Source organism: Nonomuraea spiralis (genome assembly GCF_014648435.1).
GTDB lineage: Bacteria > Actinomycetota > Actinomycetes > Streptosporangiales > Streptosporangiaceae > Nonomuraea > Nonomuraea spiralis.
In genome coordinates this window covers 176,042-196,762 of the sequence record NZ_BMRC01000013.1, presented here as the reverse complement: position 1 = coordinate 196,762, position 20,721 = coordinate 176,042, and the positions used below count along the sequence as shown (strand labels likewise).

Below are 20,721 nucleotides of genomic sequence, written 5' to 3'. Positions count from 1 at the left end.
CTCCTCGGGAGTCTCGGTCTCGGTGGGGGTCTCGGTGGGGGTCTCCTCGGGAGTCTCGGTCTCGGTGGGGGTCTCGGTGGGGGTCTCGTCGGGGGTGTCGCTCGCGGTGGGCGTGTCCTCGGGGGTGTCGCCGGCGTACGAGGAGGTCGAGGGCGGGTCGTCGGAGGACGGCAGCGCCTGCGGCGTCCCGGCCGCGTTCAGGGCGAACGCGGCGCCGACCGCCACGGCCGCGACCACCGCGACGCCCACGGCGGCCACCGGCCACGACGTCGCCCGCCCACCGGACGGCGGCGGGGGTAACGCGCCGCCGCCGGAGGGGGGCGGCGGCGTCAGGGACAGCGTGCCGCCGGGCGGCGGCGGGGGTGTCAGGGGCAGCGTGCCGCCGGACGGCGGCGGGGGCGGGGGCGTCACGGGGAGGGTGCCCGAGCCGAGCGCGGAGATCCGGGCGAGCAGGTCGCCCGACGCCGGACGCGCCTCCCTGGACTTGGCGAGCGCGCCCCGGACGAGGTCCCGTACGTGCGCGGGCACCCCCGACAGGTCGGGATCGACGCTCATCACGCGGTAGGCCAGCACGTCGGGCGCCCCGATGCCGAACGGCGGCCGCCCGGTCGCGGCGTAGACCATCAGCGCGCCCCAGGCGAACACGTCGGCGGCGGCGTCGGCCTGGTCGCCCCGGTACTGCTCGGGGCTGATCCACCCGGGCGTGCCGATGAGCGCGCCGGTGCCGGTCAGCCCGCTCTCGTCCAGGGCGCGGGCGATGCCGAAGTCGAGCACCTTCGCGCCGGACGCGGCCAGGATCACGTTGCCGGGCTTGAGGTCGCGGTGGACGATGCCGGCCCGGTGGATGTCGGACAACGCCTCGGCGATGTCCGTCCCGAACGCGACCAGTTCCTCCGGCGGCAGCGGCCCGCCGTCGCGTACGTGATCGGTCAGCGTCGGGCCAGGCACGAACTCGGTGGCCAGCCACGGCGGCGAGGCGGCGGTGTCGGCCGAGAGCACCGAGACCGTGCACCGCCCGCGCACCCGCGACAACACCTCCACCTCGCGGACGAACCGGTCGTGGAAGTGCGGGTCGGCGGCCAGCCCCGGATGGATGACCTTGACCGCGACGCGGGCGCCGTCGGACGCGACCCCCGCGTAGACCACGCCCATGCCGCCCGCGCCCATCCGGCCCACGATCCGGTAAGGGCCGATCTGCTCGCGTTCGTCCATCTCCAGGGGGCCGAAGCCGCCGGGGTCGCTCATCGTGCTCCCGATCGCCGGATCTACGCAACAGCGACGATCTTATTGACCGTCGCTGTAAAGCGCGCCCCCTCAGGCGGTGGCCTCGTCGAGGAGCTCCAGGAGATGCCGGTAGGACTGGCCGGTGGCCCGGGTCAGGCCCAGCTCGCAGGTGCGGTTGACCGAGGCGTGGGCGGCGCACCCCGCCTCGGCCACGGAGGCGGCCTCGGCCCGGGTGGCGGAGGCGGTCAGCTCGGGGTGCAGCAGGCCGCGGTCGCCGGCGAAGGCGCAGCACTGCCACCCGTCCGGGATCACGACCTGTTCGGCGACCGCCTCGGCGACGCGGGCGACGGCGGCGTCGAGGCCGAGGCGGGTGGAGGAGCAGGTCGGGTGGAGCGCCAGCGACGGCAGGCGGCGGGCCTCGGGCAGACGGGGCAGGATGCGCTCGGCGGTGAAGGCGACCGCGTCGATCACCTGGAGGCCGGGCACCAGGTGCGCGTAGCCCTCGGTGCAGGAGGCGGCGTCGCTGACCACGGGCAGCCGGCCGCCGTCGGTGGCGCGCTCCAGGACGTCCCGGACGCGCTCGGCCATGCTCTCCTGCCCGCCGGTGAACCCCTTGGACGACCACGGCGTGCCGCAGCACAGGCTCGCGATCTTCTCGGGGACGTGCAGCGTCAGGCCCGCGCGGGCGGCCAGGCGCTGGAAGGCGCTCATCACGCCGGGGCCGCCGTCCGCGGGGGCGAACAGGGTGTTCAGGCAGGACGGCAGGTAGACGGCGTTGGCGCCCTCCACCGGGGACGGGCGGCGCCGCGTACCGCCGCGCGGCAGGTCACGGCTCCACTGGGGGACGGCGTCCTGGCCGGCCACCGCGCGGGCGGCGCGGGAGGCGGCCTCGGGGAGCGCGGGCGGGACCGCGGCGGCGGTGTCGAGGGCCAGGTTCATGGCGCGGGTGACGCCGTCCCAGTGGCGGGCGGCGCTCGTCCAGGCCCGCTGGGCGGCGCGGCCGTGGCGCTCGGCGCGCAGGCGTTTGGTCAGGTCACCGGTGTTGATCAGAACGGGGCAGGCGGTGGCGCACATGCCGTCGACGGCGCAGGTGTCCACGGCGTCGTAGGCGTAGGCGTCCTCCAGCTCGCGGGCGAGGGCGTCGTCGCCGGCGGCCCGCGCCGCGGCGAGCTCGCGGCGCAGCACGATGCGCTGGCGCGGGGTGGTGGTCAGGTCGCGGCTGGGGCAGACGGGCTCGCAGTAGCCGCACTCGACGCAGCGGTCCACCTCGGGCTCGACGGACGGCACGGTCTTGAGGTCGCGCAGGTGCGCCTCGGGGTCCTCGGTGAGGACGACGCCCGGGTTGAGCGCCCCCGCCGGGTCGCACAGGCGCTTGACCTCGCACATCACGTCGTACAGCTCGTCGCCGTACTGGCGGCGGACGAACGGGGCCATGACGCGGCCGGTGCCGTGCTCGGCCTTCAGCGTGCCGCCCCTGGCCAGGACGGCCTCGACCATGTCCTCGGTGAAGGCGGCGTAGCGTTCGAGGTTGGCGGGGAAACGCTCGTTGAGCATGAAGTGCAGGTTGCCGTCCTTGGCGTGGCCGAAGACGACGCTGCGCTCGTAGCGGTGCTCGGCGAACAGGCGGGTCAGGTCGTCGCACAGGTCGGCCAGGACGGGCACGGGGACGGCGACGTCCTCCAGCAGGGCGGTCGTGCCGCTGGGGCGGGCGCCGGCGACGGTGGCGTACAGGCCCTTGCGGATGTGCCACAGCGCGGCCCGGCCGCCGGCCTCCCTGCTCAGCCGGGCGGGGGCGGACAGGCGCAGGCCGGCGAAGACCCGCTCGGCCGCGTGCTCGCGTTCGGCGAGCAGGTCGGCGTCGGACTCCTGCCACTCGATCAGCAGCGCGGCGTGCTCGGCGACGGTCAGCGCGCGCAGCGTGTCGTCGGCCTTGGGGTCGGTCTGTGCGACGCGCAGGGACTCGGCGTCCAGCAGTTCGACGGCGGCGGGCTCGGCGGCGACCAGCTCGGGCATCGTGGCCATCGCCTCGCGCAGCGAGGGGAAGACGAGCAGGCCGGTGGTGGCCAGGCGGTGGGCCGGTACGGTGCGGAAGACGGCCTCGGCGACGAAGCCGAGGGTGCCCTCGCTGCCGATGGCCAGGTGGGCGAGGATCTGCGCCGGGCCGTCGTGGTCGAGGAAGCTGTTCAGGCCGTAGCCCATGGTGTTCTTCAGCGAGAACTGGGCCTCGACGCGGCGGACCGAGGCGGGGTTGCCGCGGACGCGGTCGCGCAGCCGTTCCAGGCCCTCCGCGAGCTCGGGCTCCAGGGCGCGCAGCCGCTCGTCGGCGTCGGGGGCGCCGGTGTCGACGACGGTGCCGCTCGGCAGCACCAGCGTCATCGACTCCAGCGTCCGGTACGTGTTGGCGTGCGTGCCGCACGTCATGCCGCTGGAGTTGTTGGCCACCACGCCGCCGATCGTGCAGGCCGACTCGCTGGCCGGGTCGGGGCCGAGCTTGCGCCCGTACGGCGCCAGGCGGGCGTTGACCTGCCGCAGCACCGCGCCGGGCTGCACCCGTACCCGGGCGCCGCCGTCGAGCACCTCGATCGAGCGGAAGTGCCGGCGGGTGTCCACCAGCAGGTGCTCGCTGACCGCCTGACCGCTCAGGCTGGTGCCCCCGGAGCGGAAGGTCAGCGGCAGGCCGGTGCGCAGCAGCGCGGCGACCTGGTCGGCGCTCTCGGCCACCAGCACCGCCTGCGGGGTCAGCAGGTAGTGGGAGGCGTCGTGCGCCATGCCGAGCCGGTCGCTCGCGCGGGCGCGGGTGATCCCCGGGACGGCCGTCTCGACCGCCGCCAGGACGGCGGCGTCCGGCGCGTTGAGCCGTCGGGGTTCACGGTGGGTCATGCTGGTGCTCTCTTCCAGGATTTCATTGCCGGGGGTCGATGTGGATCTTGGGCCCCGGCCCGGCGCCGGGTGGTCTCCGTCCGGCCAGGACGTCGGCCGTCCCGTCCAGCCCGACCGTGGCGGCCACGAGCGGGCGGGCGTCGACCGAGCCTCCGGCGTACGCGTCGATGGCCCCGGCCAGCCCCGCCGAGCCGCCCAGGACGCCGACCGCGGTGACGTCCTTGAGCACCAGGTCGCGGGTGTCGAGCGTGGACGGTGTGCCGGCCAGGCCGATGTAGACGACGCGGCGGGCGGGTTCGGCCAGGTCGAGGGCGAGCGCGGGCATGGCGGCGGCGTTGGTGGCGTCGATGACGGCGTGCCAGGGCAGGCCGGGCAGCGTCTCCCGCGTCCAGGTGTGCCGGAAGCCGAGATCCGTGGCCAGGCCAAGATCGGGCTCGGCCCGGCCCATCAGGTGCACGTCGGCGCCGCCGGCTCGCGCGAACAGCGCCGCCAGCAGACCGATCGTGCCCGTGCCCAGAACCAGCAACCGCTCCCCCGCCTCCAGCCCCGCCGCGCGGACGGCGCGTAAGGCGTTGCCACCGGGCTCGACCAGCGCGCCCGACGTCTCGTCCACCGTATCGGGCAGCGGATGGAGCGCCGTGACCGGGACCGCGAGCCGTTCGGCCAGCGCTCCTGCGGCGCCGCGGCTGATGCCGAGTTCGGCCACGCCGGGACACACGTGGTGGCGTCCGGCGCGGCAGCGGTCGCAGCTCCCGCAGCCGAGCATGGTGTCGCCGATGACGCGCCGTCCGAGCCACGACGGGTCCACGCCGGCGCCCAGCTCCGTGACGCGCCCGCACCACTCGTGGCCGGGGCGCAGCGGGTAGCGGGAGCGGCCGGTGCGCAGGTAGCTCATCGCGCCGGTGAACAGTTCCATGTCGGTGCCGCACACCCCGGCCCGTTCGACGTCCACGACCACCTGGCCGGGCCCGGCGGACGGGGGCTCGACCTCCTGGACCTCGGCCCGGCCCGGCCCCGTCAGGACGAGTGCCCGCACTACCGGGGCTCCACGACCCGCTGGCGCTGGCGGCCGAGCCCGTCGATACCGAGCTCGATCACGTCGCCGGGACGCAACCAGATCTGCGGGTCGTGGCCCATGCCGACGCCGGGCGGGGTGCCGGTGTTGATCAGGTCGCCGGGCTCCAGGACCATGAACTGGCTCAGGTGGTGCACGATGACGTACGGGTCGAAGATCATCGTCTTGGTGGAGCCGGTCTGGCGGCGTTCGCCGTTGACGTCCAGCCATATGCCCAGGTTCCGGACGTCGGCGATCTCGTCGGGGGTGACCAGCCACGGTCCGGCCGGGTTGAACGTCTCGGCCGACTTGCCCTTGCTCCACTGGCCGCCGCGCTCCATCTGGAACGCGCGCTCGCTGACGTCGTTGACCACGCAGTAACCGGCGATCGCGGCCGCGGCCTCCTCGGGCGAGTCGAGGTAGGACGTGCGGCGGCCGATCACGATGCCGAGCTCCACCTCCCAGTCGGTCTTGGTGGCGCCGCGCGGGATGCGTACGTCGTCGTCCGGGCCTACCAGTGTGTTGGGCGACTTGGTGAACAGGATCGGCTCGGCCGGGACGGCCTGCCCGGTCTCGGCGGCGTGGTCGCTGTAGTTCAGGCCGATGCACAGGATCTGGTGCGGCCGGGCGATGGGCGCGCCGATTCGCTCGCCGGCGAACGCCTGCCGGGGGCCGGTGGCGACCCGCTCGGCGAGCAGGGCCGGGCCGCCCGCGCCGAAGAAGCGTTCGTCGAAGTCGGGGGTGAGGTCGGAGACGTCGACGTAGTGGTCGTCGTCCACGCGGACGACCGGCTTCTCGGCGCCGGGCGCGCCGATACGCATGAGGTACAAGGGGATCTCTCCGGTTCGGTGGGGTTATGGAAGTTCTTGCCCGGCGGCGAGCGCGCGGATGGCCGGCACGTCGTCGACGAGCGTCCGCAACGGGGTGCGGTAGGCCAGGCCGCTGACGCTGATCGCACCGCTCGGCACGGTGGGCGAGGTCAGGTACGCCGGGACCGCCACGCAGTTGACGCCCGGCTCGTTCTCCTGGTCGTCGGCCGCGTAGCCCTGCTCGCGGACGCGGACCAGCTCGGCGTGCAGCTCCTGCGCGGTGGCGATCGAGCGCTCGGTCGGCTGTTCCAGCCGTCGCTCCCCCACCCAGGCGCGCACCGCGGCCTCGTCCCGCAGCGTCTCGGCCAGCAGCACCTTGCCGACGCCGGTGCAGTGGGCCGGGTTGCGCCCGCCGACGACCGAGGTCAGGCGTACCGCGCCGGACGGCGGGTCGAGCTTGGACCGGTAGACCACCGACGTGCCCTCCAGCACGGCGTAGTGGACGGTCTCGCCGTAGCGGTCGCACAGCGCCTGGAGTATCGGCGTGACGCGGACGTGGTCGGGGCGGGCCTCGTGGTGGGCGAAGGCCATCCGCAGGAACTCGTCGCCGAGCACGTAGCGGCCGTGGCCGTTCTGGACGGCGAACCCGGCGCGGCGCAGGGCGGCCAGGGCGCGGTGGGCGGTCGGCTTGGGGCTGGACACCGCGCGGGCCATCTCCTCCAGGCCGATGCCGTCGGGGTGGCGGGCCAGCTCGGCCAGCACGGCGAGCACCCGGTCGGCTCCCACGAGCTTGGCGTCGGCTCCGGCGTCGGACATATTCCGAAGATTAGACCACCGTTCCGAAAAACGGAAGTTCACCCAAGAGCGGGCGCGCGTCACAGGAGGTCGCGCACGCCTGCGATGAGCATCGTCAGGACCGACTCGAACAGCTCGTCCGGCGAATCGCGGGCGGACTCGGCGGTCACGAGCCGCAGGTGCGGCAGCGTGGTGGCCGCCGCGCCGGGCGGTACGCCGGTCCACCCGGCCGGATCGGCGCCCGCCGGCGGCCCGGTTCACGCCCGGCCCGCCTCGCGTCCGGCCCGGTTCGCGGCATCCGTCCGGCTCGTTGACGCAACCCAACGGTTGCCATAATGTGGCAACCGTTCGGTTGCTACTAATTGGAGGCCGCAATGAGTGTTCCCGTCGCGACCGCCGAGGCCGTCTCCCCGCCCCGGCTCGACACCCGGCAACGATTGATCGCCCTGGTCCTGCTCGGCGCCGGTTTCATGCTGGCCGTCGACTTCTCGATCCTGAACGTCGCCCTCCCCCAGGCCGGCGCGGGCGTCGGCCTGGCCCCGGCCCAGTGGCCCTGGATCACCTCGGCGTACGCGCTGCCGGCGGCCGGGTTCACCCTCGTGTTCGGCCGCACGGCCGACCTGTTCGGCCGCCGGAAGCTGTTCCTCGCCGGCATGGTCGTCCTGGCCGGGGCCTCCCTCCTCGGCGGTCTCGCGGACGGCCCGGCGACGCTCCTGACCGCCCGCGTGCTCCAGGGCCTGGCCACGGCGATGACGATCCCCGCCGCGTTGTCGCTGCTCACCACCACCTTCAAGGGCGGCCCGCTGCGCGCCCGCGTCCTCGGGCTGAACGGCGCCCTGCTGTCCGGCGGCTTCACCGTCGGCGCGCTGCTCGGCGGCGCCCTGGTCAGCCTGCTGAGCTGGCGGGCGGCGTTCCTCTTCAACGTGCCGGTCGCGGTGGCGATCCTGCTGGCGGCGCCGTTCCTGATCCGCGAGAGCGTCCTGCCCGAGCGGGTGCGGCTGGACCTGCCGGGCGCGGTCACCGTGACCGGCGGCCTGCTGGCCGTGATCTACGCGGCCGTCGAGACGAACCTCGTGGCGGCCCTCGTGGGAGCGGCGCTGCTGGGCGCGTTCTGGGTGATCGAGCTGCGCGCGCCGGCGCCGCTCGCGCCGGTGCGCATCCTGCGGCGGCCCACGGTGAAGTGGGGCAACTTCGCCGGGTTCGTGATCTTCACCATGGAACCGGCCATGATCTTCCTGGTGACGGTGTACCTGCAGCGGGTCCTGGGCCTGTCGCCGCTGGCCACGGGCCTGGTGTTCGGCGTCCCCGGGCTGGCCTCGGTGGTCGCCGGTGTGATCGCCGGGCGGTTCATCGGGCGGTTCGGCAGCCGCCTCGTGCTGGTCGCGGGCATGACGGTCCAGGCTCTCGCGACGATCCCGGCCGTCCTGCTCGGGACCGGCTGGGGCACGCTCGCGGTGCTCGTCCCCGCGCTGTTCGTCGGCTTCTTCGGGCACGTCACCGCGATCGTCGCCTACACCGTCACCGGCACCTCAGGCCTGCCGGACGAGGAGCAGGGGCTGGCCACCGGCCTGACGTCCATGACGCAGCAGGTCGCCATCACGGTCGGCATCCCGCTGCTCGGCGCCGTCGCCGCCACGCGCGGCTCGGGCCTGGCCGGCATCCGTCTCGCGCTGCTGGTGGACGTCGCGGTGACGCTCGCCGCCGTCGCCCTCATCTCGTACGGTCTACGCCACCACCCGCGGCCGGAGCAGTGATCGTCACCCCTTCGCCACAAGATGTGGCAACCTTTTCCTGCCGCACACATGGAGGTCGTCATGGGATTCCCCGATCGGGTCGAGCGGACCGTCGAGCTGACCGCCGCGCCCGGCAAGGTGTGGGCCGCGCTCACCACCGCCGAGGGGCTGGCCGCCTGGTTCGGCCAGGAGGCGGCGATCGAGCTGCGTCCCGGCGGGCCGGGGCGGATGAGCTGGGAACACGGGCACACGGTCGACCTGCGCGTCGAGCGCGTGGAGGAGCCGTCGGTGTTCGGCTTCACCTGGCCGGTCTTCGGCATGCCGGAGGACGACCCGCGCCGCACGTACGTCGAGTTCACCCTCGAACCGGCCGGCTCGGGCACCCGGCTGACCGTCGTCGAGACGGGCTTCGCCCAGCTGCCCGACGACCACCACCGCAAGGCGTACGACGCCCACACCGAGGGGTGGGCGAGCGAGCTGGGCGAGCTGGTGGAGCACCTTGACGCGGCCTGACATCGAGGCGGTGGCCGAGCAGGTCTTCGTCGCCCTGGCCGACCCGAGCCGGCGCTCCGTGCTGGCCGAGCTGGCCTCCCGGGGCCCGGCCACGGCGACCGATCTGGCCGCCCGCCTGCCGATCACCCGGCAGGCGATCGCCAAGCACCTGGCGCTGCTGACCGAGGCCGGCCTGGTGACGCCCGAGCCGGGCGAGCGCCGCCGCGTCCGCTACCGGCTGCGTTCGGCCCCGATGCGGGTGGCCCAGCAGTTCCTGGCCGCCCTGGCGAGCGACTGGGACGGCCGCCTCGACGCGCTGCGCCACCACCTCGACGGCTGACGGCCGGGCCCGGTCCCGTTCAGGCGGGGCGGGGGCGGGTGAGGTGGGCGAAGGACGCGGCCATCACCAGCGCGGTCAGGCCACCGGCGATCATCACGGCCGACACCGAGAAGGCGTCGACGATCGTCCCGCCCAGGAGGGCGCCGAGGGCGAAGGTCGCCTGGAACGACGAGGTGAACACGACGGTCGCCGCCTCCGGCGTACCGGGCGAGGCCCGCAGGAACCACGCCTGGGAGCAGACCGGCACTCCCCCGTAGGCCAGCCCCCAGAGCACCAGCAGCAGGGCGGCGCCCGCCGGGGTGCCTCCGGCCAGGGGCAGCAGCCCGGTGGCGGCGGCGGCCAGCAGGCCGCAGACGGCGAAGGCGGCGCGCGGCCGGGTGGCCACCGCCCGGCCCGCCAGGAAGTTGCCCGCGACCCCCGCCACGCCGTACGCCAGCAGGACGGCGCTGACGGCGGCCGGCGACAGCCTGGTGACGTGCTCCAGGAACGGGGTGACGTAGGTGTAGGTCCCGAAGTGCGCCAGCACGATGAGGAACGTGGCCAGCAGGGCGATCCTGGTGCCACGCAGGCGCAGCAGGTCCAGCAGGACGCGGGCGCCGGTGACCTGGTGGGCGGGCAGCGGCGGCAGCAGGGCCAGCAGCGCGACCAGTACGACGACGGCCAGCCCGGCCAGGACCAGGAACGCCGTCCGCCAGCCCGCCAGGTGGCCGATGAGGGTTCCGGCAGGCACCCCGAGCACCGAGCCCAGCGGCACGGCCGAGAAGATCAGTGCCGTGGCGGCGCCGACGGCGGCCGGCGGCACCAGGCGGGCGGCCAGCCCCGCCGCGATCGACCAGAAACCGCCGATGGTCAGGCCAACGAGCACCCGCGAGGCCAGCACGACCCAGTAGGCCCCGGCCACCGCCGCCAGCACGTCGGCGGCGGCCAGCACCACCATGAGGACGCACATCGTCACCCGGCGGTCCAGGCGGGCGGTGGCCACGGTCAGGACGGGCGCCGCGACGGCGGCGACGAACCCCGGCAACGTCATGGTGAGCCCCGCGGTGCCGTCGGTGACACGGAAGTCGGCGCCTATGGTCGTCAGCAGGCCGATGGGCAGGATCTCGCTGGTGACGATGGCGAAGATGCCGAGGGTGATCGAGACGACCGCGAGCCAGGACAGCAGCGGCGGGCGCGGCGGGGCGAGGGTGGTGGTTGACATGGTTCCGTTCCGGACGGGGGCGGAGAAGATCTACGGCGAACCAGCCAAGCAGGCCCCACACCCCCGGCACCGGCCGATTTCAGACCACACCATCACCCCGCCGGCGTCACGGAGTGAGGGCCGGTTCGCGGGCCAGGCGGGGCAGCACGTACTCGCCCACCCGGTACGCCTCCTCCAGGTGCGGCCAGCCGGACAGGACGAACTCGCTCACTCCCGTGGCGGCGTACTCCCGCAGCAGGGCGGTGACCTCGTCGTACGAGCCGACCAGCGCGGTCCCGGCGCCCTCGCGGACCAGCCCGACGCCGGCCCACAGGCCCGGGTGGATCTCCAGGTCGCGGGTGCCGCCGGCGTGCAGGTCCACCATGCGGCGCTGGCCGACGGAGTCGTAGCGGGCGAAGCGGCTCTGGGCGGCGGCGACGCGGCCGGGGTCCATGCCCGCCAGCAGCCGGTCGGCCTCGGCCCAGGCGGCGGCGGAGGTGTCGCGGGCGATGACGTGCACGCGCAGGCCGTACCTCGGCTCGCGGCCCAGCGGGGCGGCCAGGGCGCGCAGCCGGGCGACACGCTCGGCGATCGCGCGGGGCGGCTCGCCCCACATCAGGACGACGTCGGCGTGGCGGGCGGCGACCTGCCCGGCCGCCGGGGAGGCGCCGCCGAAGTAGAGCGGCGGCCGGGGGTCCAGCGGCGTGGCCAGCCCGCCGCCCTCGACGTGGTAGTGCTCGCCGTGGTGGTCGAACGGCACGCCGTCCCAGGCGCGCCGCAGCACGTGCAGGAACTCGGCGGTCCTGGCGTAGCGGGCGTCGTGGTCGAGGAAGTCGCCGTACGCGCGCTGCTCGACGGGGTCGCCGCCGGTGACGACGTTGAGCAGCAGCCGGCCGCCGGAGATCTCCTGGAATGCCTGGGCCTGCTGGGCGAGCAGGGTGGGCAGCGCGTACCCGGTGCGGAAGGCGACCAGCGTCCTGAGCCGTTCGGTGTGCTGGGCGAGGGCCGCGCAGACGATCCACGGGTCCGGGCAGCCCGCGCCGACCGGCGTGAGCGCGCCCTCGAACCCGGCCGCCTCCGCGGCCCTGGCGACCTGCGCCAGGTAGGCGAGCGTGGCGGGACGGGCGGCGGGACGGAAGGCGTCGGTCGTGGTGATGGCCGAGCGCACGTCGTGGCCGTCGCCGGTGGTCGGCAGGAACCAGTGAAAACGCATCAGGAGTCCTCGTGGTCGCCGAAGGCGGCCCGCCGCCGCCACGGTCCCGCGTACGACCGCCCGCCCTCTTAATACGAAAAAACGATATGTTTAGTAGGAAATAGGGTAAAAGACGTCCACGCGCCCGCGCAACCCACCCGGACAACGCGGAAACGCCCGGGGCGAGCGGCCCCGGGCGTTCTCTCACATCAGGCTCAGGCCAGGTCGAACCGGTCGAGGTTCATGACCTTGTCCCACGCCGCGACGAAGTCCCGTACGAACTTCTCCTTCGCGTCGTCGCTCGCGTAGACCTCCGCGACCGCGCGCAGCTCGGAGTTCGACCCGAAGACGAGGTCGGCCCGGGTGCCGGTCCACCGGGCCTCGCCCGTGGCGGCGTCGCGGCCCTCGAAGGCGTTGGCGTCGTCCGTGGAGTGCCAGGTCGTGCCCAGGTCGAGCAGATTGGCGAAGAAGTCGTTCGTCAGCGTCCCCGGAGCCGAGGTGAGGACGCCGTGCGGCGACTGCCCGTGGTTGGCGCCCAGCACCCGCAGGCCGCCGACGAGGACGGTCATCTCCGGCGCGCTCAGCGTCAGCAGGTTGGCCCGGTCGAGCAGCAGGAACTCGGCCGGAAGCCGGTTGCCCTTGCCCAGGTAGTTGCGGAACCCGTCGGCGACCGGCTCCAGCGCGGCGAACGACTCCACGTCCGTCTGCTCGTGCGTGGCGTCCGCCCGGCCCGGCGTGAACGGCACCTGGACCTCGTGACCGGCCTCCTTGGCGGCCCGCTCGACGCCCGCGCACCCGGCCAGCACGATCAGGTCGGCCAGCGAGATCTGCTTGCCGCCGGTCTGCTCCCCGTTGAACGCCTTCTGGATGCCCTCCAGGGTGCCCAGCACGGTCGCCAGGCGGCCGGGGTCGTTGACCTCCCACGAGCTCTGCGGCTGCAGGCGGATGCGCGCGCCGTTGGCGCCGCCGCGCTTGTCGCTGCCGCGGAAGGAGGAGGCCGACGCCCACGCGGTGGACACCAGCTCCGGCACCGACAGCCCGGAGGCGAGGACGCGCTCCTTGAGCGCGGCGACGTCGTCCGCGCCGACGAGCTCGTGCGTGACCGCGGGCAGGGGGTCCTGCCACAGCAGCGTCTCGGCGGGGACCTCCGGGCCGAGGTAGCGCACGACCGGGCCCATGTCGCGGTGGGTCAGCTTGAACCACGCGCGGGAGAAGGCGTCGGCGAGCTCGTCCGGGTGCTCCAGCCAGCGGCGGGTGATCTGCTCGTAGATCGGGTCGACGCGCAGCGACAGGTCGGTCGTCAGCATCGTCGGGGCGTGCCGCCTGGCCTGGTCGTGCGGGTCGGGCACGGTGTCGGCCCCCGCGCCGTCCTTCGGCCGCCACTGGTGGGCGCCGGCGGGGCTGTCGAACAGCTCCCACTCGTAGCCGTAGAGGATCTCCAGGAAGCTGTTGTCCCAGGTCGTGGGCGTGTTCGTCCAGATGCCCTCAAGGCCGCTGGTGATGGCGTCGCCGCCCTTGCCGGTGCCGAACGTGCTGCTCCAGCCGAGGCCCATCTGCTCGATCGGGGCGGCCTCGGGGTCGGGGCCGACGCTCTCGGCCGGGCCCGCGCCGTGGGTCTTGCCGAACGTGTGGCCGCCCACGATCAGGGCGGCGGTCTCCTCGTCGTTCATCGCCATGCGGCGGAACGTCTCGCGGATGTCGCGGGCCGCGGCCAGCGGGTCGGGGTTGCCGTTGGGGCCCTGCGGGTTGACGTAGATGAGGCCCATCTGCACCGCGGCCAGCGGGTTCTCCAGCTCGCGGTCGCCGCTGTAGCGCTCGTCGCCGAGCCAGGTGGACTCTGGGCCCCAGTAGACGTCCTCGTCGGGCTCCCAGGCGTCCACGCGGCCGCCGGCGTAGCCGAAGGTCTTGAAGCCCATCGACTCCAGGGCCACGTTGCCGGTGAGGACCAGCAGGTCGGCCCAGGAGATCTTGCGGCCGTACTTCTTCTTGACCGGCCACAGCAGGCGGCGGGCCTTGTCGAGGTTGCCGTTGTCCGGCCAGCTGTTCAGCGGCGCGAAGCGCTGCTGCCCGGCCCCGGCGCCACCACGGCCGTCACTGATCCGGTACGTGCCCGCACTGTGCCACGCCATCCGGATCATGAACGGGCCGTAGTGGCCGAAGTCGGCCGGCCACCAGTCCTGCGAGGTCGTCAGCACCTCGGCGATGTCCCGCTTCACGGCCGCGAGGTCGAGGCTCCGGAACTCCGCCGCGTAGTCGAAGTCATGGCCGAAGGGGTTGGCCACGGCCGGGTTCTTGGCGAGGATCTTCAGGTTGAGCCGCTCGGGCCACCACTGCCGGTTGCCGCCGCCCTGCGTCGGGTGCGGGGCGCGCTCGTGCGCGACCGGACAGCCGCCCGCGTCCTCCGACTTGGCGTCGGAGACGATCGCGTCATGATTGTCAGACATGGAAATCCTTCCGGACTAGAACGATCTCAGTGCTCACGAACTACTGCCGGGCGGAACAGGCCGGGCAGCGACCCCAATAGATGACCTCGGCCTCGTCGACGGCGAAGCCGTGGTCGTCGGAGGCGGTCAGGCACGGCGCGTGACCGACCGCGCAGTCCACGTCGGCCACCGCGCCGCACGACCGGCACACGAGGTGGTGATGGTTGTCCCCGACCCGGCCCTCGTACAGGGCCGAGCTGCCCGGGGGTTCGATGCGGCGGACGAGACCGGCGGCGGCCAGCGCGTGGAGCGCCTCGTACACGGCCTGCAGCGAGATGTGACCGACTCGGTCGCGCACCCCGGAGGCGATCGCCTCGACGCCGAGGTGGTCACCGCGCCGGACGGTCTCCAGCAGCGCCACCCGGGCGGCGGTCACCCGCAGACCCGCGCCGCGCAGTTCCTCGGCGGTCGTCGGAGTGTTCGATGCGGCCATAAGTCCTTAACCTACCTACCTAAACACGAATGACACAAGAGAACGAATTGTCCAAGTTCAGTAACGTGTCGGGCAAGGCCGCGTCATCCCAGCGCGGGCCCCCCGGCCTCCAGCAGCCGCCCGCCGGACAACTCCAGCCGACGCTCCACCCGGATCTCCTCAAGGAAGCGTTCATCGTGGCTGACCACCACGAACGCCCCCTCGTACGCGCCGAGCGCGCTCTCCAGCTGGCCCACGCTGACCAGGTCGAGGTTGTTGGTCGGCTCGTCCAGCAGCAGGAGCTGCGGCGCCGGCTCCGCGCACAGCACGCAGGCCAGCGTGGCGCGCAGCCGTTCGCCGCCCGACAACACGCCGACCTTCAGGTGGGCGCGGGCGCCCCGGAACAGGAAGCGGGCCAGCAGGTTCATCCGGTCGGCGGCCGGCATGGCGGGGGCGGAGGCGGCCAGGTTCTCGGCGACGGTGAGCTCCTCGTCGAGCAGGTCGAGCCGCTGCGACAGGTAGGCCACCCGGCCGTCGGCGCGCCTGACGGTGCCGCCGTCGGGTCGCAGGTCGCCGCTGATCAGGCGCAGCAGTGTGGACTTGCCGGCGCCGTTGGGGCCGGTCAGCGCGATCCGTTCGGGCCCGCGGACGATCAGGTCGATCCCCGGCTCGGCGAACAGGCCGCGGGCCGTCAGGTGCTCGCCGTGGAAGACCGTGCGCCCGGCGGGCACGTTGGTGCCGGGCAGTTGCAGGGAGATGCGCTGGTCGTCGCGCAGGGCGCGGCCCGCCTCGTCGAGCCGGGCCCTGGCGTCGCTGACGCGGGCGGCGTGCGTCTGGCCCGCCCGGCCGGCCGACTCCTGCGCGCCGCGTTTCATGTTCCCTGCGAAGATGCGCGGCAGGCCGGCGTTCTTGAGGTTGCGGGCGGCGTTGCCGGCCCGGCGCTCGGCGCGTTCGCGGGCCTGCTGCATCTCCCGCTTCTCGCGCTTGAGCTCCTGCTCGGCGCTGCGCACGCTGCGCTCGGCGGCCTCCTGCCCGGTGCGTACGGCCTCCTCGTACGCGGTGAAGTCGCCGCCGTAGAAGCGCACCTCGCCCCGTTCGAGCTCGGCGATGCGGTCCATGCGGTCGAGCAGCGTACGGTCGTGGCTGACCACGAGCAGGCAGCCCTTCCAGTCGCCCAGCACGGCGTACAGCCTGTTGCGGGCGTCGAGGTCGAGGTTGTTCGTGGGCTCGTCGAGCAGCAGGACGTCGGGCCGCCTGAGCAGCTGCGCGGCCAGGCCGAGCGAGACGATCTGGCCGCCGCTCAGCGTGCCCAGGCTGCGGGCGAAGTCGAGGTGGCCGAGGCCGAGCCGGTCGAGCTGGGCGCGGGTGCGTTCCTCGATGTCCCAGTCGTTGCCGATCGTGGTGAAGTGCTCCTCGGCGGTGTTGCCCGCCTCGATGGCGTTGAGCGCGGCGATCACCGGGGCGATGCCCAGGACCTCGGCCACGGTCAGGTCGCCGGCGAGCGGCAGGCTCTGCGGCAGGTAGCCGAGCACGCCGTTGACCGACACGCTGCCGGCCCGCGGCCGGTACTCGCCGGCGATCAGCTTGAGCAGCGTGCTCTTGCCGGCGCCGTTGGGGGCGACCAGGCCCGTACGGCCGCCGGGCACGCTGAAGGACAGGTCGCTGAAGACGGGGGTGTCGTCAGGCCAGGAGAAGGACAGGTTGGAGCAGACGATGAACGCGTCGGACATACGAAGAAGACCTCAACGGAGAACGCGGGCGCGCCGAAGCCACCCGGAAAAAGGGACAGGGATTCGGGAACGACGAACAGGCCACACCGGCGGCGCTCATGCGCTCACGCCGGGGCCGATCAACCTCCGGTATCACCCGGAGATGTCGTCGTCACCTGCCATGTCTGGTCTCCTAGCTGGTATGCCACAAGCGTCTCACAGTGTAGCAGGCGCCCCCCGCTGTCCGGCCGCCGCCTCCTTGCGCGCCCGGTGGTCGAGCGCCCCGGTAGTGGAGCGCATCGAAGCGGGCCGTGCGGCTAACATCCGGAGGGTGACCGCGCGTACGCTGACCCGCAAGGGAGCCGCCACCCGGCGGCGCATCCTGGAGGGCGCGGCCACCCACATCCGCGAGCACGGCGTGGCCGCCACCACCCTCGACGACGTGCTGGCCCGCACCTCGACGAGCAAGAGCCAGCTCTTCCACTACTTCCCCGGCGGGCGCGAGGAGCTGCTGCTGGCCGTGGCCCGCCTGGAGGCCGACCGGGTGCTGGAGGACCAGCGGCCCCAGCTCGGCGCCCTCACCTCCTGGGCCGCCTGGCAGGCGTGGCGCGACACGGTCGTCGACCGCTACCGGCGGCAGGGCCGGCTGTGCCCGCTCAACTCGGTCACCTCCCACCTGGGCAACCGCACGCCGGGCGCCCAGGCCGTGGTCACCGAGCTGATGCGGCGCTGGCAGGGCGAGATCGCCGCCGGGGTGCGGCACATGCAGGCCGCCGGCGAGATCGATCCCGGTCTCGACGCCGACCGCGCGGCGGCCGCCCTGCTCGCCGGCATCCAGGGCGGCGTGCTGATCCTGCTGTCCACCGGCGAGACCACCCACCTGGAGGCCGCGCTCGACCTGGGCATCGCCCACCTGCGCGACACCGGCCCGGCGAGGCCCTGACAGGTTGCGGCGTTGACGGGGTGCGGCGTTCAGAGCGCGGCGGCCCGGACGAACTCCCCGTCGTCGCCGTGTTTCAGGGGCCGGGCCGTCGCCGTCCGCGGCGCGGCCTCCGTTCCGGCCCTCTCCGGTGACGGAGTTTCCGGGGCTCAGTGGGCTCCGGCGGCGCGGAGGAGGGCGGCCACCTGGCGCTGGCCCTTGGCGACGGCGTGCGCGAGGGGGGTGACGCCGTCGCGGTCGGCGAGGTCGACGTCGGCGCCCGCGGCGATGAGCAGGCGGACGATCTCCTGGTGACGCTCGCCGCCGTCGCCGAGGATGACCGCCTCCAGCAGGCCCGTCCAGCCCAGGTCGTTGACGTGGTCGACGTCGATGCCGGTCTTCAGCACCTCGCGGACGTACTCGACGTGCCCGCGTTCGCAGGCGGGGATGAGGGAGACGCCTCCGTAACGGTTGCGCCTGGTCAGGTCGGGCCCGGCGGGCAGCAGCGCCTTGAGCATCGCCACGCTTCCGGTGACGCCCGTGACCAGCCAGGGGGTGTCGTTCTTGACGTCCTGGGCGTCGGGGTCGGCGCCCGCCGCGATCAGCACCTTGGCCACCTCGACGTGGTCGGCCGCGGCGGCCAGCAGCAGGGCCGTACGGCGTTGCGCGTCGCGCGCCTCGACGCCGGCACCGGCCCCGAGCGCGTCCCGGACGGCGACGACGTCCCCGCGCGCGGCCCCTGCCAGCAGTTCCTCGTCGATCATTCCCGCTCCTTTCGTCTTTCGTCCGCCGCAGGCCGCGAGCATCAGCCCGACTCCGGAGGTCAGGACGGCTCGGCGCTTCATCCCCTCATCCTTCCGTGATGCCGCCCGCGGCCGTGCGCCGGGGCCGTACGGCCGGTCAGCGAAGCTGCCCGGCGACCGCCTTCAGGCCGGCCTGGGCGATGGACTCGTCGATGTCGCCGCTCGGGGCGCCGCCGACGCCGATGCCCGCGATGGGCGCGCCGCCGGAGGCGACCGGAACGCCGCCGCCGAGGAAGAGGGTGCCCGGGATGTCGGCGATGGACGGTCCGCCGCCGTTGATGCCCTTGCCGAGCTCGCTGGTCGTCCGGCCGAAGGAGACCGCGGTGAACGCCTTGCGCCTGGCCGACTCCTCGGTCTGCGGGCCCGCGCCGTCGCCCTTCAGCACCAGCCGGGTCGCGCCGGACCGGTCGACGATCACGACGGAGACCCGCTGCTTCTGCTTGACGGCCTCCTTCAGCGCGGCGTCGGCGATCTTCAGGGCGGCGTCGGCGGAGAGCGTCCCGGTCTGCACGACGGGCTCGCTCGCGGCGGCCCGTACGGCGTGCGCCTCGGCGGCCTGGGCGGGCGACGTGGCGGCGACGGCGCCGGCCAGCACGGCCAGCCCCGCGAGCGAGCCGGCGGCCAGGCGAGTACGGATCTTCATGGTCATCTCCAGTTCGGCAAGGCGAAGTCGGACATCTCCAGGTTTCCTGCCGGAGCGCCCCGGGCCATCGGGAACACGGGCGATCCCCGCGCGCCGGGCGGTCGAGCGCCGGGTCAACCGATCGGTTGATGCGCCGCCGTGCTGTCGGGGCCCAGTCTTCGGCAGGGGATAGTGTCGGAACGCGTGGCGAGGGGAGGGCGATGAGGGAGCGCACCTGGCTCAACTGGGCCATGCACGTGGGGTTCTACCTGCTGCTCGCCGCCTCGGCCCTGCGGCTGGTGTCCCGTCACGGCATGGTCGCCCAGACGGTGACGTCGCTGGCCGTCTGCGGCCTGCTCGCGCTCGCGTACGCGGCCGGCATCCTGTGGTGGAACCGGCTCGGGCAACGGGGGCGGCTGGTCTGGCTGGGCGGCGTGGCGGCGGTCTGGCTCGTGCTGGTGATGCTCGCGCCGTCGTTCAGCTGGTGCGCGGTCCCCCTGCTCTTCCTGTGCCTGCGGCTGCTCAACGCGCGCGGTTTCGCGATGGCCGCCGCGGCGCTGACCCTGGTGGTGATCGTGGCCCAGCTGGAGATCGCCAAGGAGCTCGACGTCAGCCTCATCCTCGCGCCGGTCGGCATCGCGGCCATGACGGCGGTGATCTTCGGGGAGTTGCAACGTGAGAGCGCCGCCCGGCAGCTCCTCATCGACGACCTGATCAGCACCCGTGGCACGCTGGCCGACTCCCGCCACCGCACGGGCGTGCTGGAGGAGCGCGAGCGGCTGGCCAGGGAGATCCACGACACGCTCGCCCAAGGGCTGACCAGCATGGGCATCCTGCTCCAGGCCGCCGACCGCATGTGGGCCACCGACCCCGAGCAGGCCCGCGCCCACGTACGCCGGGCCGCCGCGGCCGCCGCCGACAATCTCGACGAGGCGCGGCGGTTCGTCCGCGACCTCCAGCCGCCCGGCCTGGTCGACGTCTCGCTGCCCGAGGCGCTGGCCCGGCTCTGCGCGGACGCCGACGACACCGGGCCTCGGGTGCGCTTCCGGCTGGCGGGCGAGGAGTACCCGCTGGCGCCGGAGGTGCAGGCGGCGCTGCTGCGGGTGGCCCAGGCGGCCCTCGCCAACGTCCGCGACCACGCGGGCCCGACGACGGGCACGGCGGGCACGGCGGCGGCGACCGTGACGGCCACGGTGACGCTGTCCTACCTCGACGGCGAGGTCACGCTCGACGTGTTCGACGACGGCGCCGGCTTCGCCGAGCCCGCGCCCGCTCCCGGCCGGGGTTACGGGCTGCGGGCGATGCGCGACCGGCTGGCGGAGGTGCACGGCGTCCTGGTCGTCGAGAGCGCGCCCGGCGAGGGCACGGCGGTCGCGGCCCGGGTGCCCGCCGCGTGGCCTGCGCGCGTCCCGAACAGGGACGGCGGCGCATGAGACTCTTCCTGGTCGACGACCATCCGGTGGTCCGGGCGGGGCTGGTGGCGCTGCTCGGCGGCGAGGCCGACATGGAGGTTGTCGGTGAGGCCGCCGACGGCGCGGAGGCGCTGCGCGGCATCGCCGCCGCTTCCCCCGACGTCGTGCTGATGGACCTTCAGCTCGGCGAGGGCATCGACGGCGTGGAGGTCACCCGGCGGGTCCGCGAGCTGCCCGCGCCGCCGCAGGTGCTGGTGCTGACGACGTACGAGAGCGACGCGGACATCATGCGGGCCGTCGACGCCGGGGCCATCGGCTACCTGCTCAAGGCGTGCCCGCCGGAGGAGCTGTTCCAGGGCATCAGGGCCGCGGCCAGGGGCGAGAGCGTGTTGTCGGCCAAGGTGGCGACCCGGATGATGCGGCGGATGCGCGAGCCCGGCCCGGCGCTGAGCGCCCGCGAGGTCGAGCTGCTCGAGCTGCTGGCCAGTGGCGCGAGCAACCGGGAGATCGCCCGGCGGCTCTACATCACCGAGGCGACCGTCAAGACCCACCTGGTGCACATCTACGACAAGCTGGGCGTGGAGACGCGTACGGCGGCCGTCACCGCCGCGGTCGAGCGGCGGCTCATCCGCCTGCCCTGAACCCGCGGCCGGTGACGGCCG

General features: G+C 73.9%; 18 protein-coding genes. 6 read left to right on the top strand and 12 right to left on the bottom strand.

What is annotated here, in order from left to right:
• From IEZ27_RS54195 to IEZ27_RS30335, 5 genes are all read right to left on the bottom strand, one after another.
• The coding region (locus IEZ27_RS54195) for a serine/threonine-protein kinase (RefSeq protein WP_229824487.1) at window positions 1-1,245 on the bottom strand (1,245 nt) is incomplete at its 3' end.
• Window positions 1,246-1,314: 69 nt separating this feature from the next.
• On the bottom strand, window positions 1,315-4,104 hold the full coding sequence (locus tag IEZ27_RS30350; protein WP_189650377.1) for an FAD-binding and (Fe-S)-binding domain-containing protein: 2,790 nt from the start codon (window positions 4,102-4,104) through the stop codon (window positions 1,315-1,317).
• 22 nt (window positions 4,105-4,126) lie between these two features.
• Window positions 4,127-5,140, bottom strand: a complete 1,014-nt coding sequence (locus IEZ27_RS30345) for a zinc-dependent alcohol dehydrogenase (RefSeq protein ID WP_189650376.1) — start codon at window positions 5,138-5,140, stop codon at window positions 4,127-4,129.
• Entirely contained in the window at window positions 5,140-5,988 is an 849-nt protein-coding gene (locus IEZ27_RS30340; protein WP_189650375.1) for a fumarylacetoacetate hydrolase family protein, read from the bottom strand. Before IEZ27_RS30340 ends, IEZ27_RS30345 begins: the two co-directional genes overlap by 1 nt.
• A gap of 24 nt (window positions 5,989-6,012) precedes the next feature.
• On the bottom strand, window positions 6,013-6,783 hold the full coding sequence (locus tag IEZ27_RS30335) for an IclR family transcriptional regulator (RefSeq protein WP_189650374.1): 771 nt from the start codon (window positions 6,781-6,783) through the stop codon (window positions 6,013-6,015).
• A 353-nt stretch (window positions 6,784-7,136) separates the two neighbouring features.
• Between IEZ27_RS30335 and IEZ27_RS30330 the strand changes: the two genes are divergently transcribed.
• The 3 genes from IEZ27_RS30330 to IEZ27_RS30320 are packed head-to-tail and all read left to right on the top strand — an operon-like array spanning window position 7,137 to window position 9,327.
• Window positions 7,137-8,516: an MFS transporter gene (locus IEZ27_RS30330; RefSeq protein WP_189650373.1), complete on the top strand. Its 1,380-nt coding sequence runs from the start codon at window positions 7,137-7,139 to the stop codon at window positions 8,514-8,516.
• Between the two features lie 60 nt (window positions 8,517-8,576).
• Window positions 8,577-9,008, top strand: a complete 432-nt coding sequence (locus IEZ27_RS30325; RefSeq protein ID WP_189650372.1) for an SRPBCC domain-containing protein — start codon at window positions 8,577-8,579, stop codon at window positions 9,006-9,008.
• Complete coding sequence (locus IEZ27_RS30320) at window positions 8,995-9,327, top strand: ArsR/SmtB family transcription factor (protein ID WP_125638030.1); 333 nt, start codon at window positions 8,995-8,997, stop codon at window positions 9,325-9,327. Before IEZ27_RS30325 ends, IEZ27_RS30320 begins: the two co-directional genes overlap by 14 nt.
• Before the next feature lie 19 nt (window positions 9,328-9,346).
• Here IEZ27_RS30320 and IEZ27_RS30315 read toward each other — a convergent pair whose 3' ends face one another.
• The 5 genes from IEZ27_RS30315 to IEZ27_RS30295 form a co-directional block, all read right to left on the bottom strand.
• Window positions 9,347-10,528: an MFS transporter gene (locus IEZ27_RS30315; RefSeq protein ID WP_189650371.1), complete on the bottom strand. Its 1,182-nt coding sequence runs from the start codon at window positions 10,526-10,528 to the stop codon at window positions 9,347-9,349.
• Between the two features lie 106 nt (window positions 10,529-10,634).
• A complete protein-coding gene (locus tag IEZ27_RS30310; RefSeq protein WP_189650370.1) occupies window positions 10,635-11,720 on the bottom strand; it encodes an LLM class flavin-dependent oxidoreductase in 1,086 nt (361 codons plus the stop codon).
• Between the two features lie 194 nt (window positions 11,721-11,914).
• The gene (gene katG / locus IEZ27_RS30305) at window positions 11,915-14,143 is read right to left on the bottom strand and encodes a catalase/peroxidase HPI (protein ID WP_189650369.1); all 2,229 of its coding nucleotides are present in this window, start codon (window positions 14,141-14,143) and stop codon (window positions 11,915-11,917) included.
• A 40-nt stretch (window positions 14,144-14,183) separates the two neighbouring features.
• Entirely contained in the window at window positions 14,184-14,615 is a 432-nt protein-coding gene (locus tag IEZ27_RS30300; protein WP_125638026.1) for a Fur family transcriptional regulator, read from the bottom strand.
• An 83-nt stretch (window positions 14,616-14,698) separates the two neighbouring features.
• Window positions 14,699-16,324, bottom strand: a complete 1,626-nt coding sequence (locus tag IEZ27_RS30295; RefSeq protein WP_189650368.1) for an ABC-F family ATP-binding cassette domain-containing protein — start codon at window positions 16,322-16,324, stop codon at window positions 14,699-14,701.
• A 310-nt stretch (window positions 16,325-16,634) separates the two neighbouring features.
• Here IEZ27_RS30295 and IEZ27_RS30290 point away from each other — a divergent pair, with 310 nt between their 5' ends.
• Window positions 16,635-17,246 (top strand): TetR/AcrR family transcriptional regulator, encoded by a 612-nt coding sequence (locus IEZ27_RS30290; protein ID WP_229824486.1) that lies wholly within the window; start codon window positions 16,635-16,637, stop codon window positions 17,244-17,246.
• A 146-nt stretch (window positions 17,247-17,392) separates the two neighbouring features.
• Here IEZ27_RS30290 and IEZ27_RS30285 read toward each other — a convergent pair whose 3' ends face one another.
• Together IEZ27_RS30285 and IEZ27_RS30280 are read right to left on the bottom strand one after the other, a co-directional pair.
• Window positions 17,393-17,986, bottom strand: a complete 594-nt coding sequence (locus IEZ27_RS30285) for an ankyrin repeat domain-containing protein (protein WP_229824485.1) — start codon at window positions 17,984-17,986, stop codon at window positions 17,393-17,395.
• A 136-nt stretch (window positions 17,987-18,122) separates the two neighbouring features.
• On the bottom strand, window positions 18,123-18,668 hold the full coding sequence (locus tag IEZ27_RS30280) for a GlcG/HbpS family heme-binding protein (RefSeq protein WP_229824484.1): 546 nt from the start codon (window positions 18,666-18,668) through the stop codon (window positions 18,123-18,125).
• Between the two features lie 200 nt (window positions 18,669-18,868).
• Between IEZ27_RS30280 and IEZ27_RS30275 the strand changes: the two genes are divergently transcribed.
• Window positions 18,869-20,080, top strand: coding sequence for a sensor histidine kinase (locus IEZ27_RS30275; RefSeq protein WP_189650364.1), 1,212 nt, complete (start codon window positions 18,869-18,871; stop codon window positions 20,078-20,080).
• Window positions 20,077-20,700, top strand: a complete 624-nt coding sequence (locus IEZ27_RS30270; RefSeq protein ID WP_125638021.1) for a response regulator — start codon at window positions 20,077-20,079, stop codon at window positions 20,698-20,700. Before IEZ27_RS30275 ends, IEZ27_RS30270 begins: the two co-directional genes overlap by 4 nt.
• Window positions 20,701-20,721: the final 21 nt, after the last annotated feature.

What these genes read in the sequence shown, in the direction of transcription:
- IEZ27_RS30350 (WP_189650377.1), bottom strand. Translation starts at nt 4,104, where the DNA reads ATGACCCACCGTGAACCCCGACGGCTCAACGCGCCGGACGCCGCCGTC.
- IEZ27_RS30335 (WP_189650374.1), bottom strand. Translation starts at nt 6,783, where the DNA reads ATGTCCGACGCCGGAGCCGACGCCAAGCTCGTGGGAGCCGACCGGGTG.
- IEZ27_RS30330 (WP_189650373.1), top strand. Translation starts at nt 7,137, where the DNA reads ATGAGTGTTCCCGTCGCGACCGCCGAGGCCGTCTCCCCGCCCCGGCTC.
- IEZ27_RS30325 (WP_189650372.1), top strand. Translation starts at nt 8,577, where the DNA reads ATGGGATTCCCCGATCGGGTCGAGCGGACCGTCGAGCTGACCGCCGCG.
- IEZ27_RS30315 (WP_189650371.1), bottom strand. Translation starts at nt 10,528, where the DNA reads ATGTCAACCACCACCCTCGCCCCGCCGCGCCCGCCGCTGCTGTCCTGG.
- IEZ27_RS30310 (WP_189650370.1), bottom strand. Translation starts at nt 11,720, where the DNA reads ATGCGTTTTCACTGGTTCCTGCCGACCACCGGCGACGGCCACGACGTG.
- katG (WP_189650369.1), bottom strand. Translation starts at nt 14,143, where the DNA reads ATGTCTGACAATCATGACGCGATCGTCTCCGACGCCAAGTCGGAGGAC.
- IEZ27_RS30300 (WP_125638026.1), bottom strand. Translation starts at nt 14,615, where the DNA reads ATGGCCGCATCGAACACTCCGACGACCGCCGAGGAACTGCGCGGCGCG.
- IEZ27_RS30295 (WP_189650368.1), bottom strand. Translation starts at nt 16,324, where the DNA reads ATGTCCGACGCGTTCATCGTCTGCTCCAACCTGTCCTTCTCCTGGCCT.
- IEZ27_RS30285 (WP_229824485.1), bottom strand. Translation starts at nt 17,986, where the DNA reads ATGATCGACGAGGAACTGCTGGCAGGGGCCGCGCGCGGGGACGTCGTC.
- IEZ27_RS30280 (WP_229824484.1), bottom strand. Translation starts at nt 18,668, where the DNA reads ATGAAGATCCGTACTCGCCTGGCCGCCGGCTCGCTCGCGGGGCTGGCC.
- IEZ27_RS30275 (WP_189650364.1), top strand. Translation starts at nt 18,869, where the DNA reads ATGAGGGAGCGCACCTGGCTCAACTGGGCCATGCACGTGGGGTTCTAC.
- IEZ27_RS30270 (WP_125638021.1), top strand. Translation starts at nt 20,077, where the DNA reads ATGAGACTCTTCCTGGTCGACGACCATCCGGTGGTCCGGGCGGGGCTG.